Origin of the sequence: Acetobacterium tundrae (assembly GCF_008086615.1) — a bacterium.
GTDB lineage: Bacteria > Bacillota > Clostridia > Eubacteriales > Eubacteriaceae > Acetobacterium > Acetobacterium tundrae.
Genome location: NZ_RXYB01000013.1, coordinates 50,943 through 66,728, shown reverse-complemented (window position 1 = coordinate 66,728; position 15,786 = coordinate 50,943). Strand labels below are relative to the sequence as shown.

Sequence of the window (15,786 nt, the reverse complement as noted above, 5' to 3'; positions counted from 1 at the left end):
GGAATTCTAATGTACGAGGATTTAAATAATAAGCAGTATGAAATACTAAGATTTATTGAAAACCAACTGCGAGAAAAAAGCTATCCCCCTTCGGTACGTGAAATGTGTGCAGGAGTTAATTTGAAATCAACCTCCACAGCTCATGCTTATTTAAAAAAATTGGAAGAATTAGGTTATATCAAACGTGATTCCACAAAAACTCGTGCAATTGAAGTATTACGACATGATCCGAATGAATCATTTTCCAATTGCTTTGAACAGAAAACCATCATATCCCTTCCCATTTTAGGTTGTGTGACAGCCGGTGAACCTATTTTGGCATTAGAAAATGTTAGTGATGTCTTTCCCCTCCCATTAGATTTTATTGGAAATGATGAATCATTTATTCTTGAAGTTAAAGGTACCAGCATGATTGGTGCTGGAATTTTAAATGGGGATAAAATTATTGTTAGAAAGCAGGAAAATGCAAAAAACGGTGATATTGTGGTTGTACTGATTATTGAAAATAATGAAGCAACGGTTAAAAGAATTTTCTACGAAAAAAATCATATTCGTCTTCAACCTGAAAATTCAACCATGGATCCATTTATTTATGACGAACAAGAGATAAAATTAATGGGAAAAGTGACTGGATTAATTCGAAAAATTCAGCAATAAATCAACAATAGATTAATAATATCGTAAAATGCAGATACAATCAAAACTAAAGGCCAACAGTATTGTTGGCCTTTAGTTTTGATTGTATCTATTTCTGTTTAATCAACCTTAATTTTGTCTTCAATGCTCTTAAATATATCTTTTTCAATATGGTTCTTATTAGCTTTCACCAATTCAATTTGGCTTTCAAAAAGTTGGTTTTGTAAGTCTAAAATTGTTTTTCGACTCGTTTCACTTTCTACTTTGCTTTGTCTTAAATGTTCTCGATATTGAGCGAGCAAATCATCTTTTTCGTCCATTTCTTTTTGCAACAGTTCTTTTTCCTCAAGTAAAGCTGCATATTTATTTTTTTCTTCTGTCAAAGTGTTTTTTGTTGTATCTAATTCTTCTCGAACAAGATTAATTTCGCCAATTTCATTTATTTTTGCTTCTTCACTATTTTTGACAGCTTCTTCAGCATTTAATAGCTTTTCTGTAATATTCATACAACCAAGAATGGCAATGCGAATATGATTGGTAAAAGGATTAGCTGTTTTGACCCGTTCGAGTTCACTATTGACATAATCGGATATATGCCTAATATGTTCTTCATTTCCAGTTGCCTTTAAATTGAAATCTGTATCTAATATTCGTAACTCTATTATAGTATGTTCAGGCATTTTTTTCCTCCTGTAATAAATTAAATTAACGTATACGTCATCTATTGTATACTATTATATGTAATATGTTGAAAAATTACAAATGATTTATTAATAATTTGTAATTAAGTTGTGCAGCTTATCTTTTTCATAAATTTCAAATAGTATTTTCTTTTGGTTTAATTTATTAAAAGCATCTTTTGATTCATCAAAAATGGCGGGTATAGAAAAAATCTTTTTATTATATTGCTTTGCAAAATTCAGGGTGTGAATGGTGCCGCTTCCACATGAAAAAGTTGATACAATGACAAACATACTGCTGGCACTTTGAAGTCGATCTCTTTCAATAAATCTGTAGGGCTGGGGATTTTCAAAAGGAGTGTACTCTGATAAAATACAACCGTCATTTACCAGAATTTTCTCAGCAAGGGGTTTGTTTTCGATAGGATAAATATTTATCAATCCAGCTGGTAGAAAAGCAATTGTTTTTCCACCAGTACTCAGACATCCCAGATGTCCATAATAATCACATCCGGTTGCTAACCCACTAATGACAACAAAATTTTCCGTTGCTAAAAACTTGCCGGACTCAAAAGAAAATTCAGCTCCCGCTGGCGTTGGATTTCTACTACCAATGACTGCAGCGCGTCTATTATGATTTAATAATTCTAAATTACCCTGGTAGTACAGCATCACTGGAGAATCTTTGAAATCCAGTGATGCTGGAAAATTTTCATCGAAGGATGACACCAATTTTATTTTATACTTGGCACTGGTTTCAATAACTTTATTTGCATAAGCAATTGAATTATTTTGCGCTTTAAGATCAATATCCGGAGATATTAAGTGAAACATTTGGCCAATCTCGATGAGTTCTTTAAAGGATAAGCATTGTGGCTGGTTGATCATTTGCATCAGCATTTTAATTTTCTGACGCCCAACTCCTTTAAGTTGTAAAAGAGCAATAATATTTCGATTGAAATCAATCTTATTCACAATGCATCATCTCTTATTCCCGAATTTGAGCATCTAATGAACTATTCAACTCTTCAAGAATCTTCTCAATCACAGGGTTAATGTCGTCATCGTTAAGGGTTCTCTCATGGTGTCTGAAATTTAGTGCGTAAGCAAGACTTTTGAAGTTTTCAGGAATTTGTTCACCGGTATAAACATCAAATAATTCAATGCTTTCAAGAATATCACCACTGTTTTTTCGAATAATTGTTTCAACCGATGATGCTGGAATGTCTGCCTTTAACTGAATGGCTAAATCCCGATTTGATGCCGGGAATTTCGGCAGATCAATGAATTTTATATCCGTGACACAAGATTCATACAAAGCCTTGAAAGACAATTCGCAAACATAACACCTTTTGGGAAGATCGTAATTTTTAACAACTGATGGATGAATTTCACCGATTTCTCCCAGTCTTACATCATCAACATAAACTACTGATTTTCGTCCAGGATGTAAGAAATCAGATCCCCCAGCAATGAATGTTGGATGATTGATACCGGAATGAGTTAATAAAAGTTCTACCATGCCTTTTAACTCAAAATAATCATCACTGCCATAGGTACTGATAACCAACATTTTCTCTTCTCTAGGGAGTTCGTCAGGTGCCTCCGACTTATGGTAAGTATTCGCAAGTTCAAAGAAACGGCCAGAAGGATTTTTTCGGTTATAGTTTAATGAAATGACCTCCAATTGATGACCGATTAATGTATGACGCATAATACTATTCTCTTCACCAAGAGGATTGACTAACCGAATAAGCTCTTCTTCTAAATATGAATTTAAAGCGATTAAGCGCTTCTCGCTGGTAAATGAAGTGGTGAGGGTTTCATAATATCCTTGACCCACTAAGATATTTTTGATTGCATCTTCATACTTTTGAATCGGTGTCTTTCCACCAATCATTGTTTCCCCACCCATAATCGTGCTGGGAATATTATCATAACCAAACATTCGGGCAACTTCTTCAGCTAAATCTTGTTTTCCTTCAATATCTTGTCTAAAACTAGGAACTTCAATTTCTAATTTACCGCTCGCGCAACTTTTAACAGTGAAAAATAATCGCTTGAGCATATTGGCAACGGCATCTTCAGATACGGATATACCAATAAAGGCGTTAACCCAATCAATATCCAGAGATAGTTTCTTAGGTGATACCGGTTGAGGATAAACATCGATAATGCCTTCTATGACTTCGCAAGCACCAATTTCTTCTAGCAGATAAGTAGCTCTGAGTGCTGCAATGTTTGCTAACTCAGGATCGACACCTTTTTCAAAACGTGATGAAGCTTCTGTTCGAAGACCCAATTGTTTAGATGTTAAACGGACACTATTTTTATAAAAGCAAGCTGATTCCAAAACAATCACACTAGTATTATCAGTGATTTCAGAGTTTTCGCCGCCCATAACTCCCGCAATAGCAACTGGAATGCTGCCATTGGTAATCATCAACATGGAATCATTAATATTGCGTTCTTTATTATCAAGTGTAATTATTTTTTTATCATTAGTGGTCTTAACCACGATTTCCTTTGACTTTAAACTCTCATAATCAAAAGCGTGTAGAGGCTGTCCCAACTCAAGCATCACATAATTGGTCACATCTACAATATTATTGATGGGACGAACCCCGCTGTTCATGAGTTTAACCTGTATCCACAAGGGAGATGGCTCAACTTTTTTCACTTTAAGTAATTTAGCGACATACCGAGAGCATGCTTCGTTTTCTACTTTTACAGCTAGATAGTTTGAAATATCATTTCTTTTTTCATCTTTAGTATAGATTTTAAAGTCTCGTATCGGCAGATCGAGGGCCGCGGCCGATTCTTTTGCAATACCGACGATGGATTGGCAGTCTGAACGGTTGGCAGTAAGTTCGACATCAATAATAACGTCATCAAGCCAAAGTAGTTTTCTGACATCCATTCCCAAGGGTGTGTTTGCAGGTAAGATATAAATACCTTCCATAATTTCTTTTGAAAATAAATCAGCATTCATACCAAGTTCTTCAATGGAGCAAAACATGCCATAGGATAATACTCCTCGGAAGTCACTGGTCCCGATTTCTGTACCATTGGCAGTAACTGCACCATCTACAGCCACCGGTACAACAGCGCCTTCAAAAACATTTTTTGCAGCGGTGACAATAATTCGTTCATCAGTGCCTATGTCAACGGTACAAACCACCAGTTTGTCTGCATTTGGGTGCTGCTCTATTTTTAAAATCTTCCCTGTCAGAATATTGGAAACATTTTCTGAAACCACTGTTAAGGTTTCAACTTTTGTTCCTGACATGGTAAGCACTTCACCGAAGTCATAGGGAGCGATATTTATATCAACGTATTCTTTTAACCAATTAAGTGAAACTAACATTTAAGGATCCTCCTATTTAAATTGTGATAAAAAACGCAAGTCATTTTCGAATAACAGCCGCAAATCAGTGATCCCATATTTTGTTATGGCGATACGATCAAGGCCCAATCCAAAAGCAAAGCCGCTATATACATCAGGATCAATCCCGCATGCTTTCAGGACATTAGGATGAACCATTCCACATCCCAGTACTTCGATCCAACCGGTATTGCTACAAACCTTACAACCTACGCCACCACATTTAAAACATGTGACATCCATTTCAGCGCTTGGTTCTGTAAAATAGAATTGATGCGGTCTGAATTTTGTTTTTGTCTGTTCGCCAAATAATTTTTTTGCAAACAAATCCAAGGTTCCTTTAAGATCGCCCATGGTGATCCCTTTGTCAATCACAAGGCCTTCCATTTGATGAAAAACAGGTGAATGTGTAGCATCTACTTCGTCAGTACGATAAACTCGGCCGGGAGAAATCATGCGCAGTGGTGGTTTTCTTTCCTGCATAACCCGAACCTGAACCGGGGATGTTTGGGTGCGAAGCACAATATCATCTTTATAGTAGAAAGTATCCTGTAAATCACGTGCTGAATGTTCTTTTGGTACGTTCAGGTAATCGAAATTATATTTTGTCCACTCAATTTCCGGACCTTCCTCAATTGTAAATCCCATACCTAAGAATATTTCTTTTAATTCGTTAATGGTTGTTGTTAAAGGATGAAGGTTTCCTGACAGATGTTTTTTCCCTGGCAGTGAAACATCGATCACTTCTTCCCGTATTTGAGCTTCCATTTCTTTTTGTTCAAGCGCTTGTTTTTGCTGAGTGATATTTTGTTCGATTTCTTCTCTGATTTCATTGGCTAATTTACCGATGATGGGTCGTTCCTCACTGGAAAGTTTTCCCATTCCTTTTAATGCAATCGTTAATGCGCCCTTTTTCCCTAAATATTTAATTCTTACATTATCAAGGGCTTTTAATTCTTCAACTTCATTGAGATCTGCTAAACAATGATCTCTTATTAGCTTAATTTCTAATTCCATTTATATCTCCTTTTTGTTAATATCCAAAATAAAAAAACGCCCTTATGAAAAAGGACGAAATAATTCCGCGGTACCACCTTAAATTAATACTGATTTGTATTCACTCACAATTTTAACGCAATCAACGTTAGAAATTAAACATCATTAAAGGTCTGCTTTAATCGATTTTCACTTCTAAAACTCCAGAGGGAACTTCAATAAATTCAAACATAAAATCTTTCAGCCAAGGATTTATTTCTCTGCAATGTTCGATATTTACTTACTTGCTCTTTCATCATTTTTAATCTTATTGAATTGGATAACTATATTATATCTTCTTTTACCGTCATTGTCTTTAAAAAAGAAGAATTATTCATTTATTGTAAATTTGATTCAATTATTTTGAAATATCGTACATGATAATCCCTGCAGCAGTAGCAACATTGAGAGATTCAGCTTTACCGAGAATTGGGATTTTCAATAGAACATCACAAAGATTCATTAACTCTGAAGACATTCCCCGGGATTCATTCCCCATCACAAGCGCAAAAGGCATATTTATAGGATCTCGATGCCATAATGACGTCCCATTAAGTGAAGTACCGATAAGTTGAACCTTTTCGTTTTTAAGAGCTATTGCATATTCTGTTAATGACTCAACCTGATAAATTGGCAAATGAAAGACCGAACCCATGGATCCACGAAGTACCTTTTCGTTATAGATATCAGCGGTTTTCAGGGAGGTGATGACGCAGTTTATTCCTGCAGCATCGGCTGTTCTGATAATTGTACCGACATTATAAGGATCCTGAATATCCTCAAGAAGAATATAGCTTCCATAATCAGCTTTTGGATAAGACATTTTATTAAGGGTACAGATAATGCCTTCAGGCTGTTTCATGGTTGAAATTGAATTAAAAATAGTTTCTTTAACCATAAAAACAGGAATTTCCTGTGTTGTTAGTAAGTCCAATGCATCTTTTATAAGAGCATCCTGTGTTTCTAGCCATTGTTGAGTTATAAACACTTGACGAAAATTCAAATGACTAGCAAATGCTTCTAAAAAAAGCTTCGTTCCTTCAATAAAGAAAGTATTTTCATGATCTCTAAATGATTTATTTCCAAGTTTACGCAGATATTTAAGCTGTTCATTGTTTTTAGAATTAATCTCAATGTGCATTTTTTACTTATCTTTTCGAGACAGCTTATTAATTTCATTGATTGAATGGTTCTCACTCATGACAATAAGTTTATCGCCAGTATTAATAATATCAGTTGCGAGCGGAGCAGCATTTAGTACATCAAGCGAGCGAATTGCAATGACATTCATACCATACTGTGTTCTTAAATCAAGCTGTTCCAATGTCTTACCTTCCCATGCATGCAAAATATCAATTTCGACAATGGAATGATTGGTGTCAAGTTCTAAGATATCAACAGAATCTCCAGAAAATAAATTATGCGCAACACGTTCACCCATATCACGTTCAGGAGAAAAAACTTTTTTTACTCCGAGTTTCAACAGGACTTTTTCATGCTGAGCGGTATTTGCTTTTCCATATATTTCTTTTATGCCAAGTTCTTGAGCGTTTACAATTCCCATAATACTGCTGTTAATATCTGATGTAATGGAAATAACAATGGCGTCAACATTTTTTATACCGATGGATTTTAACGCATTAATATCAGTAACATCCGCCTGAACTGCATAAGTTACCAAGTTTGCAATATTTTGAATTTTTTCTTCATCTTTATCGACAACAACAACATTACAGCCTAACTCACTAAGAGTGATGGCCAGTGCTTCACCAAAACGTCCCAAACCCAGGACCGCAAACTGTTTTTCTTTCAATATAATACTCCTTCTCTAGCCAATCATAATGTTACCTTCAGGTAATTTAATATTTCCAACATTTTCACGCGAATGTTTTTCACTTCGCGAGATTGCATAGGCGATCGTTAGTGGCCCTAATCGGCCAATAAACATGGTAAGACTAATGGCGATCTTCCCGGCACCCGATAAATTTGGGGTCAATCCCATTGTTAGACCAACGGTACCAAAAGCGGACATCACCTCAAAAACAACTGCATCAAAAGGAGCTCCGGGTTCTGTGCATAATAATACAAAAATCATAAAAAAAACAAGCCCTACTGCGATGACAAGAACAGAAAGCGAACGGCGAATAACTGGGCCAAGGATTGTTCTTTTAAATACGACAACATCTTTCTTCCCTTTAAGAACTGAACCGACCGTCATTAAAAGAACTGCAACTGTAGTTGTTTTGACACCACCTCCGGTAGAACCAGGAGATGCTCCAATAAACATGAGCAATATGGTTAAAAATATCGATGGCTCAGTCAATCCAGCGATATCGATGGTATTAGAGCCAGCGGTTCTTGGCGTAACCGATTGGAAAAAAGAAGCTAGAAATTTTCCATGTAGGGATAAATTCCCCATAGTTTTCGGATTATTGAATTCAAAAATAATAAAGAAAATAAAACCGAAGACCAATAAAAATCCAGTGGAAATGAGAACAACCTTTGAATGCATGCTCATTTTTTTAAATTTACGGACATAGATCAAATCGCTGGTAACGGCAAAACCAAGTCCCCCTAAAACAATTAAAGAGCAAATGACAATATTGAGTAAATAATTATCAGCATAACCAGTAAAGCTTTTGAAATTACCCATTAAATCAAAACCGGCGTTACAGAAAGAAGTAACCGAATGAAAAACACTGTAACCAATCCCTGTTGCAAGACCAAAATCCGGAACAAAAACTAAAGCTAAAAGCAAAGCTCCAACGGTTTGAATAATAATGGATGAGAAGAAAATATATTTGACGAATTTCACAATACCTGAAAGTGAATCCATATTTACTGATGATTGGATTAGAATCCGATCCTTAATTGTGATTCGCTTTCCTGCTAGGACAAAAAACATTGTAGCGAATGACATAAAGCCCAAACCACCGATTTCTACCAAAACACACATCACTGTTTGTCCAAAAACGCTCCAATAGGTGCCAGTATCCACAACGACTAATCCAGTCACACATACTGAAGATGTTGCAGTGAAGAGCGCATTGATAAAAGCGGTTCCTTCACCCGATCGTGAAGAAATTGGAAGCATCAATAAGCATGTTCCACATAAAATTAAAAGGGCAAATCCACAAATTAATATTTCGGTCGGTGAACGATGACCCAAAAAATACTTGAAACTCCGACGTTTCTTTTCTACCATTGTATTATCTCCAACGTATATGGTCACCAATATATATGTTCTAGAATTACAAATTTCATGCGACCATACATAATTCTAACACTATAATTTAAAAAAGCAAGAATAATCTACAATAAAAAAACTTCCCAAGTATGGAACTACATTGAGAAGTTTTATTTAGTTTTATTGGTTCAAGTTTTTCTTAGAGATATCCACTAAGTCTTTAAAAGCATCGGCATCATTCATAGCCAAATCTGCTAAGATTTTACGATCAATTTCAACACCTGCCTGCTTCAAGCCAAACATGAATTTGCTATAGCTTAAGTCATACATTCTTGTTCCAGCATTGATTCTGGTAATCCAAAGTCTTCTAAAATTTCGTTTCTTTTCTTTACGACCGACATATGAAGATCTGAGTGCTCGCATAACGGCTTCATTTGCTGATCGGTACAACTTACTTTTAGCGCCATAATAGCCTTTTGCAAGTTTAAGTATTTTTTTATGTTTTCTTTTGGCGTTAACGCCTTTTTTTATTCGCATTATTAATTCCTCCTATCTTCAAAATTATCTTTTAATCATTTTCTTTACAACCTTAGCATCACCAGGTGCTAAACCTGTTGCTTTTCTAAGATTTCTTTTTCTCTTACGGCTCTTCTTATTAAGAATATGGCTTTTCCCAGCCTTAAACCGTTTAATAACACCTGATTTTTTTATTTTAAAACGCTTTGCAGCTCCACGGTGTGTTTTCATTTTTGGCATAACTATTTCCTCCTCCCTGTACAAGGTATCTTTTATAATAAACTATATCCGAGAAATCCAAGTCTATGTAATCCAAGTCATTACAACAGATATACTCAATTAACAACTACAACTTACTTATCTTTTTTAGGGGCTAAATACATAACCATGTTTCGACCCTCAATCTTAGGTTGCTTTTCAACCACTGCGATATCGGCAACACGTACAGCAAAATCAAGCAATACGCCTTTTCCCTGTTCTGTATAAGCCATTTCGCGACCTCGAAAACGAATAGCTACTTTAACTCGGTTACCTTGTTCTAAAAATTTGATGCAATTTTTAAGTTTGACATTAATATCATGTTCTTCGACTCTAACCGACATACGAATTTCTTTAATAACCACAGCTTTTTGATTTTTTTTAGCTTCCTTTAATCGTTGAATTTCTTCATATCGAAATTTTCCGTAGTCAAGAATCTTACAAACCGGCGGTTTGGCATTTGGCGAAACTTTTACTAGATCCAAATTTTTTTCTTCGGCTAATTGTAGGGCATCTTTTGTATTCATAACTCCTAACATTTCACCTGCTTCATCAATTACACGGATTTCGCGATCACGGATCTCGTTATTAATTTCGTGTTGAACATCTTTGCTAATAGTAATATACCTCCATATATAAAAATTGCAGGTAGATACACTCCACCTGCAAAAATACTTACGAACATTGTTCATACATATTTACCTATTCCCATAAGAAATGAGGTGAGAAGTGTAATTCCTCTACTTTGTTACTTGAATATTATACGTTCGTTTTATTCTTTTGTCAATCATTTTTTTATTCTTTTAGTAAAGTTGCTAAATCAGTTATGAAAGCAAAGCACGATCATTTGCAAATTCTTCACCGCTGGCTTGGCCAAAACGTTTTAGCAGATTTTCCACCGTCAGATCTTTTTTTTCTTTACCCTTGATATCTAAAATAACTTTTCCTTCATGCATCATGATCAAACGGTTTCCATGCTCAATGGCATGACGCATATTGTGAGTAACCATCAAGGTTGTTAAGTTACCATCTTTGACAAATTGGTCGCTCAGCTTTAAAACCTTTTCGGCAGTTTTAGGATCAAGTGCAGCAGTATGTTCATCTAAAAGTAACAGTCTGGGTTTTTTTAGTGTTGCCATTAAAAGGGTTAATGCTTGTCTTTGACCACCAGACAAAAGGCCAACCTTATCACTTAAACGATCTTCCAAACCCAACTCCAAATGACTTAAGTAATTTTTGTAGATTTGTCGTTCTTTGTTACTGATACCCCAGCCTAACCCGCGAAACTTTCCACGACGGTAAGCGAGGGCTAAATTTTCTTCGATGCCCATATCGGCAACAGTGCCCTTCATTGGATCTTGAAACACCCGGCCAATAACTTCTGCCCGTTTATATTCAGGTAGTTTTGTGACATCTCTTTCACCAATCAGGATAGAGCCCTGATTGATTCCGTATACGCCAGCTACGCAATTAAGCAAGGTGGACTTTCCTGCGCCATTTCCTCCAATTACTGTTACAAAATCTCCCTCTTCTAGAGTAAGGCTGAAATTGGACAAAGCAATATTCTCATTAACAGTTCCTTCATTGAAGATTTTTGTGATTTCTTTAATTGTCAACATTTTATAGATCTCCTCCTTTTATGGATCTTTTAATGGGACGGAGATATGATTTAAACACTGGCAAAGACAATGCAATGGCAACGGTTATGGCAGTAAATAGTTTTAAATCATTGGCAGGCATACCCATCTTTAATACTAAAGCAATGATGATACGATAGGTTATGGCACCAAGCACTAGAGAAATAAGGCAATTGAGAAAGTTCCGTTTGCCAAAAATAACTTCTCCAATAATGACTGATGCCAAACCGATAACAATGGATCCAATTCCCATTTGCACATCTGCAAAACTTTGACTTTGGGCGATCAATGCTCCACAAAGTGCCACTAAACCATTGCTGATGACCAAGCCAAGCGTAATCATGTTATTGGTATTAATTCCCTGGGCACGAGCCATTTGTGAGTTATTTCCGGTAGCTCTAATAGCACAACCAATTTCTGTGCCAAAGAACCAATAAATGATGCCGCTGATAATCAATACGCTAAGAAAGGCAAACAGCATCACTGCATTAGTAGTGCTCAACCCTAAATTTTCCAAGGGCGTGTAAACAGTATTCATGCGCAGAAGCGACAGGTTAGCTTTTCCCATAATAAGCAAATTGATAGAATACAAGGAAATCATCGTTAAAATACCAGCCAGCAATGCTGGTATTTTAAGTTTCGTATGAAGAAATCCGGTTACAAAACCTGCCGCCATCCCCCCCAACAAAGCCAAGAATGTAGCCATATAGGGGCTCATGCCGTTACTTATCGACGTTGCTGCAATGGCCGCTCCCATAGCGATACTTCCCTCAACTGTCATATCGGCAATATCAAGAATTCTAAATGTAATATAAACGCCGATTGTCAGTATTGCCCATATGAGACCTAGCGAAATGGCGCCTAGTAAAATTTGTAACATTTTTTTTCCTCTTTCTGTATTAAATTATAATGAATAACTCTTATTTAGTTACATACTGTTGAAGATCCGCTGGTATAGTAATGCCTAGCTGTTCTGCTACAGCGCCATTGATTGTAAAATCAAATTTTGTTGCCGTTTCAATTGGCATAGTAGCCGGTTTAGCTTCACCTTTAATAACCTTAACAGCCATCAAGCCCGTTTGATATCCTAAATCGTAGTAATTGATACCTAATGTTGCTAATCCTCCAGATTCAACCATTGAAGATTCACCACAGATTACTGGTGTTTTAGATACAGAAGTTACGCTTTGTACCTGAGGCATAGCTGAAGCCAATACATTATCTGTTGGAATATAAATAGCATCACACTGGCCAACGATGGTTTGAGTTGCCTGCTGAACGTCGTTTGAATTGGAAATAGTTACTTCAACATATTTAAGGCCTAACGCTTCAATCGCTTTTTTTGCAATACTTGCTTGTAAGACTGAATTTACTTCGCTTGAAGTATAGATCACCCCGACAGTTTTAGCTGTTGGTACTAATTTAACCAACAAATCAATTTGTTCTTTAATGGGATTCATGTCTGATGTACCACTGACATTTCCTCCCGGAGCATCATTGGAATTAACTAATCGAGCAGATTCATAATCGGTAACAGCAGTTGCCAGAATTGGAATCTCCGTGGTTTTTCCGGCGATAGCTTGGGTAGCAGGGGTTGCAATGGCCAAAATTAAATCTTCTTTGTTGCTGACAAAACGATCACAGATCGTTGCAAGGTTACTTTGGTCTCCTTGAGCATTCTGCAAATCAATGGTAATATTATTACCATCTTTATAGCCATTATCTGCCAAAGCGGCAACAAATCCTTCCCGGGAAGAATCCAGCGCAACGTGATCCATATACTGAATAATTCCAATCTTGAAGTTTGCTGAATTTGAGCTTTTTTCACTGCTTGTACAACCTGCTCCTAATGCAACCATTGACATAGCGAGAAGAACAATTATTATTCCTTTTCCATACTTTTTCATTTCTTTCCTCCATTTTATTTAATAATATATATTCAATCAAACCTAAATCGGTTGAATTGTTTTTATTTACAAAAAAAACGTCCCTGTATAACAGGGACGAATATAATTCGCGGTACCACCTAGTTTTCAATGTTTACACATTTATCTCAGCAAGCAACTAACATCGCTTCTCCACAATAACGGTTGGAATCCGACATAGCCTACAGGGCAATTGCCATTCGGTATGCAGCTCTCAAGATGTATTCACCGTACATATCCTACTTCCTCACACCTACCGAAAGCTCTCTATAAGGATCTTCATACAGCTACTTGTTCTAGGTCATAACTTTATAATATTTTTTATTATATTTATCATCACTGTTTTTGTCAACTGTTATTATAAGAAAAAACATTTATTTGATATGCTTTGCTTGAATTATTAATCCAATGTTAATGATTTAGTTATAATCTTCTCAGTTAATTTTTTCTTCAAATCTTCCAGACTGATGAGGCTGACATCTCCACTATCACGAACCCGCAGTGCTAAATCACCGCCTGCAGCTTCCTTATCGCCTACAACCAGCATATAAGGTGTTTTTTGCATTTGTGCATCACGTATTCTGTAACCTAATTTTTCATCACGCGTATCAACTGATGTTCGAATACCAATGGCAGAAAGTTCACCAGCGACATTTTTTGCAAAATCATGATGGACATCAGCAACCGGAATAATCATTACCTGAACAGGGGCTAACCAAACAGGGAATTTACCTGCAAAGTGTTCAATGATAATACCAAAGAATCGTTCAATACTGCCAAATATTGTGCGGTGAATAATAACGGGTCGATGTTTTTCACCATCAGGTCCAATATAATTAAGATCAAAGAGTTCCGGCATTTGAAAATCTAGTTGGATGGTTCCACATTGCCAGGTACGTCCCAAACTATCTTCCAAATGAAAGTCAATTTTAGGACCGTAAAAAGCGCCATCGCCAGGATTAATGCGATAATCAATTCCTTTTTTCTCTAAAGCTTTTCTTAATGCTTCAGTTGCAGTTTCCCATACTTCATCAGATCCAATGGAATTTTCAGGTTTCGTTGATAACTCAACTTTGTAGCTAAATCCGAATATTTTATAAATATCATCAGCCAAATCAATGACATTAATAACTTCTTCCTCAATTTGATCCGGGGTCATAAAGATATGGGCATCATCCTGGGTGAACGCACGAACCCGCATCAGTCCATGAAGAGCACCATGAAGTTCATGTCGATGAACCAGACCCAGTTCTCCCATTTTTAATGGCAAATCGCGATAAGAATGACCTTTCGTTTTATAAACCAACATTCCGCCGGGACAGTTCATCGGTTTAATCGCATATTCACTCTCATCAATTTCAGTGAAATACATATTTTCCTTGTAGTGATCCCAATGTCCGGAGCGTTTCCAAAGATCGGAATTAAGAATCGTTGGGGTTTTTATTTCCTGATAGCCCCTGCGCTGATGTTCTTGTCGCCAGAAATTTTCCAATTCATTCCGAACAATCACACCTTTAGGGTGGAAGAACGGGAAACCGGGACCTTCTTCATGCAGTGAAAAGAGATCAAGTTCTTTTCCCAATTTACGGTGATCGCGCTTTTTAGCTTCCTCTAATAAGGTTAAATACTCTTCCAATTGGCTTTTCTTAGGAAAAGCAATCCCGTAGATTCGTTGAAGCATTTTATTCTTTTCATCTCCATGCCAATATGCACCGGCAAGGCTTAAAAGTTTAATAGCTTTGATCGGACTTAAATTTTGAATATGAGGTCCGGCACAAAGATCAGAAAATTCTCCTTGTGAATAAAAACTGATAATAGCATCTTCAGGAAGGTTTTCAATCAATTCAGCTTTGTATGTCTCACCTTCTTTATTTACCTTGGCAAGCGCTTCATCACGGCTGAGCTCATAGCGATTGAGTGCCAAACCTTCTTTGACAATTTTCCCCATTTCCTTTTCAATTTTTTCCATTATTTCAGGTGTGATGATAACATCAATATCGATATCATAATAGAAGCCATTGTCGATAGCCGGCCCAATGGCAAGCTTTACCTGAGGATAAAGACGCTTAATGGCTTGGGCAAGCAAATGGGAGCCAGTATGCCAAAATGCATGTTTACCACCTTCATCTTCAAATTTCAACAAATTTAATGTGGAATCTTCGGTGATCGATTGGCGAACATCCACTAATTTCCCATTAAGTTCTCCTGCAAGGGTATTTTTTGCAAGACCTGTGCTAATGTCATTGGCAACTTCAAGTACGGTAATTCCGGGTTCATAAGTCTTTATGGATCCATCTTTTAATGTAATAGCAATCATTTCTATCTCCTTTTTGATTCTGTTCTTAAATAAAAAAAGACCCTTTGTAAAAACAAAGGGACGCATGTACGTGGTTCCACCCAATTTGATCCATAGCTATGAATCCACTTAAGTTCTGGATAACGGTCAGCTCCGAAAAACCCTACTATTTTCAGGTCTTAACTCCAAGGTGGTTTTCAATCATCTTTTGTCTAAGCAATCACAGCCAAG

Annotated in this window: 15 protein-coding genes and 3 other annotated features (1 of these 18 cut by a window edge); of the genes, 1 reads left to right on the top strand and 14 read right to left on the bottom strand. The window is 36.5% G+C overall.

Features of this window, described 5'->3' with window-relative positions; translation table 11 throughout:
- The first annotated feature begins 9 nt into the window (after positions 1-9).
- Complete coding sequence (gene lexA, locus FZC40_RS11180) at positions 10-657, top strand: transcriptional repressor LexA (RefSeq protein ID WP_148604341.1); 648 nt, start codon at positions 10-12, stop codon at positions 655-657.
- A gap of 98 nt (positions 658-755) precedes the next feature.
- Here the strand turns inward: lexA and FZC40_RS11175 are convergent, their stop codons facing one another.
- The 14 genes from FZC40_RS11175 to thrS form a co-directional block, all read right to left on the bottom strand.
- Complete coding sequence (locus tag FZC40_RS11175) at positions 756-1,316, bottom strand: cell division protein ZapA (protein ID WP_207724286.1); 561 nt, start codon at positions 1,314-1,316, stop codon at positions 756-758.
- A 90-nt stretch (positions 1,317-1,406) separates the two neighbouring features.
- Positions 1,407-2,291, bottom strand: a complete 885-nt coding sequence (locus FZC40_RS11170) for a DNA-processing protein DprA (protein WP_148604339.1) — start codon at positions 2,289-2,291, stop codon at positions 1,407-1,409.
- 13 nt (positions 2,292-2,304) lie between these two features.
- A complete protein-coding gene (gene pheT / locus FZC40_RS11165) occupies positions 2,305-4,683 on the bottom strand; it encodes a phenylalanine--tRNA ligase subunit beta (RefSeq protein WP_148604336.1) in 2,379 nt (792 codons plus the stop codon).
- A 12-nt stretch (positions 4,684-4,695) separates the two neighbouring features.
- Positions 4,696-5,718 carry a phenylalanine--tRNA ligase subunit alpha gene (pheS, locus tag FZC40_RS11160; protein ID WP_148604334.1) on the bottom strand — a complete coding sequence of 341 codons (1,023 nt, stop codon included), beginning with the start codon at positions 5,716-5,718 and terminating at the stop codon, positions 4,696-4,698.
- Between the two features lie 47 nt (positions 5,719-5,765).
- Positions 5,766-6,002 (bottom strand) — a binding site (T-box leader).
- 92 nt (positions 6,003-6,094) lie between these two features.
- Positions 6,095-6,877 carry a TrmH family RNA methyltransferase gene (locus FZC40_RS11155; protein WP_148604332.1) on the bottom strand — a complete coding sequence of 261 codons (783 nt, stop codon included), beginning with the start codon at positions 6,875-6,877 and terminating at the stop codon, positions 6,095-6,097.
- Positions 6,878-6,880: 3 nt separating this feature from the next.
- Positions 6,881-7,549: a potassium channel family protein gene (locus FZC40_RS11150; protein WP_148604330.1), complete on the bottom strand. Its 669-nt coding sequence runs from the start codon at positions 7,547-7,549 to the stop codon at positions 6,881-6,883.
- A gap of 15 nt (positions 7,550-7,564) precedes the next feature.
- Positions 7,565-8,971, bottom strand: coding sequence for a TrkH family potassium uptake protein (locus FZC40_RS11145; RefSeq protein WP_279288735.1), 1,407 nt, complete (start codon positions 8,969-8,971; stop codon positions 7,565-7,567).
- 132 nt (positions 8,972-9,103) lie between these two features.
- Positions 9,104-9,460 (bottom strand): 50S ribosomal protein L20, encoded by a 357-nt coding sequence (gene rplT, locus FZC40_RS11140; RefSeq protein WP_207724275.1) that lies wholly within the window; start codon positions 9,458-9,460, stop codon positions 9,104-9,106.
- Between the two features lie 24 nt (positions 9,461-9,484).
- Positions 9,485-9,679, bottom strand: coding sequence for a 50S ribosomal protein L35 (rpmI, locus tag FZC40_RS11135; protein WP_148567099.1), 195 nt, complete (start codon positions 9,677-9,679; stop codon positions 9,485-9,487).
- Positions 9,680-9,792: 113 nt separating this feature from the next.
- A complete protein-coding gene (gene infC / locus FZC40_RS11130; protein WP_207724274.1) occupies positions 9,793-10,389 on the bottom strand; it encodes a translation initiation factor IF-3 in 597 nt (198 codons plus the stop codon).
- 132 nt (positions 10,390-10,521) lie between these two features.
- On the bottom strand, positions 10,522-11,316 hold the full coding sequence (locus FZC40_RS11125; protein ID WP_148604326.1) for an ABC transporter ATP-binding protein: 795 nt from the start codon (positions 11,314-11,316) through the stop codon (positions 10,522-10,524).
- A 1-nt stretch (position 11,317) separates the two neighbouring features.
- On the bottom strand, positions 11,318-12,214 hold the full coding sequence (locus tag FZC40_RS11120) for an ABC transporter permease (protein WP_148604323.1): 897 nt from the start codon (positions 12,212-12,214) through the stop codon (positions 11,318-11,320).
- 40 nt (positions 12,215-12,254) lie between these two features.
- The gene (locus FZC40_RS11115; RefSeq protein WP_148604321.1) at positions 12,255-13,241 is read right to left on the bottom strand and encodes an ABC transporter substrate-binding protein; all 987 of its coding nucleotides are present in this window, start codon (positions 13,239-13,241) and stop codon (positions 12,255-12,257) included.
- An 89-nt stretch (positions 13,242-13,330) separates the two neighbouring features.
- Positions 13,331-13,573, bottom strand: a binding site (T-box leader).
- Between the two features lie 86 nt (positions 13,574-13,659).
- On the bottom strand, positions 13,660-15,576 hold the full coding sequence (gene thrS, locus FZC40_RS11110; RefSeq protein WP_148604319.1) for a threonine--tRNA ligase: 1,917 nt from the start codon (positions 15,574-15,576) through the stop codon (positions 13,660-13,662).
- A 53-nt stretch (positions 15,577-15,629) separates the two neighbouring features.
- Positions 15,630-15,786, bottom strand: a binding site (T-box leader); it runs 55 nt beyond the window's last position.

Coding starts and splice junctions, on each gene's coding strand:
- lexA (WP_148604341.1), top strand. CDS start 10: ATGTACGAGGATTTAAATAATAAGCAGTATGAAATACTAAGATTTATT.
- FZC40_RS11175 (WP_207724286.1), bottom strand. CDS start 1,316: ATGCCTGAACATACTATAATAGAGTTACGAATATTAGATACAGATTTC.
- pheT (WP_148604336.1), bottom strand. CDS start 4,683: ATGTTAGTTTCACTTAATTGGTTAAAAGAATACGTTGATATAAATATC.
- pheS (WP_148604334.1), bottom strand. CDS start 5,718: ATGGAATTAGAAATTAAGCTAATAAGAGATCATTGTTTAGCAGATCTC.
- FZC40_RS11155 (WP_148604332.1), bottom strand. CDS start 6,877: ATGCACATTGAGATTAATTCTAAAAACAATGAACAGCTTAAATATCTG.
- rplT (WP_207724275.1), bottom strand. CDS start 9,460: ATGCGAATAAAAAAAGGCGTTAACGCCAAAAGAAAACATAAAAAAATA.
- rpmI (WP_148567099.1), bottom strand. CDS start 9,679: ATGCCAAAAATGAAAACACACCGTGGAGCTGCAAAGCGTTTTAAAATA.
- infC (WP_207724274.1), bottom strand. CDS start 10,389: ATGAACAATGTTCGTAAGTATTTTTGCAGGTGGAGTGTATCTACCTGC.
- FZC40_RS11125 (WP_148604326.1), bottom strand. CDS start 11,316: ATGTTGACAATTAAAGAAATCACAAAAATCTTCAATGAAGGAACTGTT.
- FZC40_RS11120 (WP_148604323.1), bottom strand. CDS start 12,214: ATGTTACAAATTTTACTAGGCGCCATTTCGCTAGGTCTCATATGGGCA.
- FZC40_RS11115 (WP_148604321.1), bottom strand. CDS start 13,241: ATGAAAAAGTATGGAAAAGGAATAATAATTGTTCTTCTCGCTATGTCA.
- thrS (WP_148604319.1), bottom strand. CDS start 15,576: ATGATTGCTATTACATTAAAAGATGGATCCATAAAGACTTATGAACCC.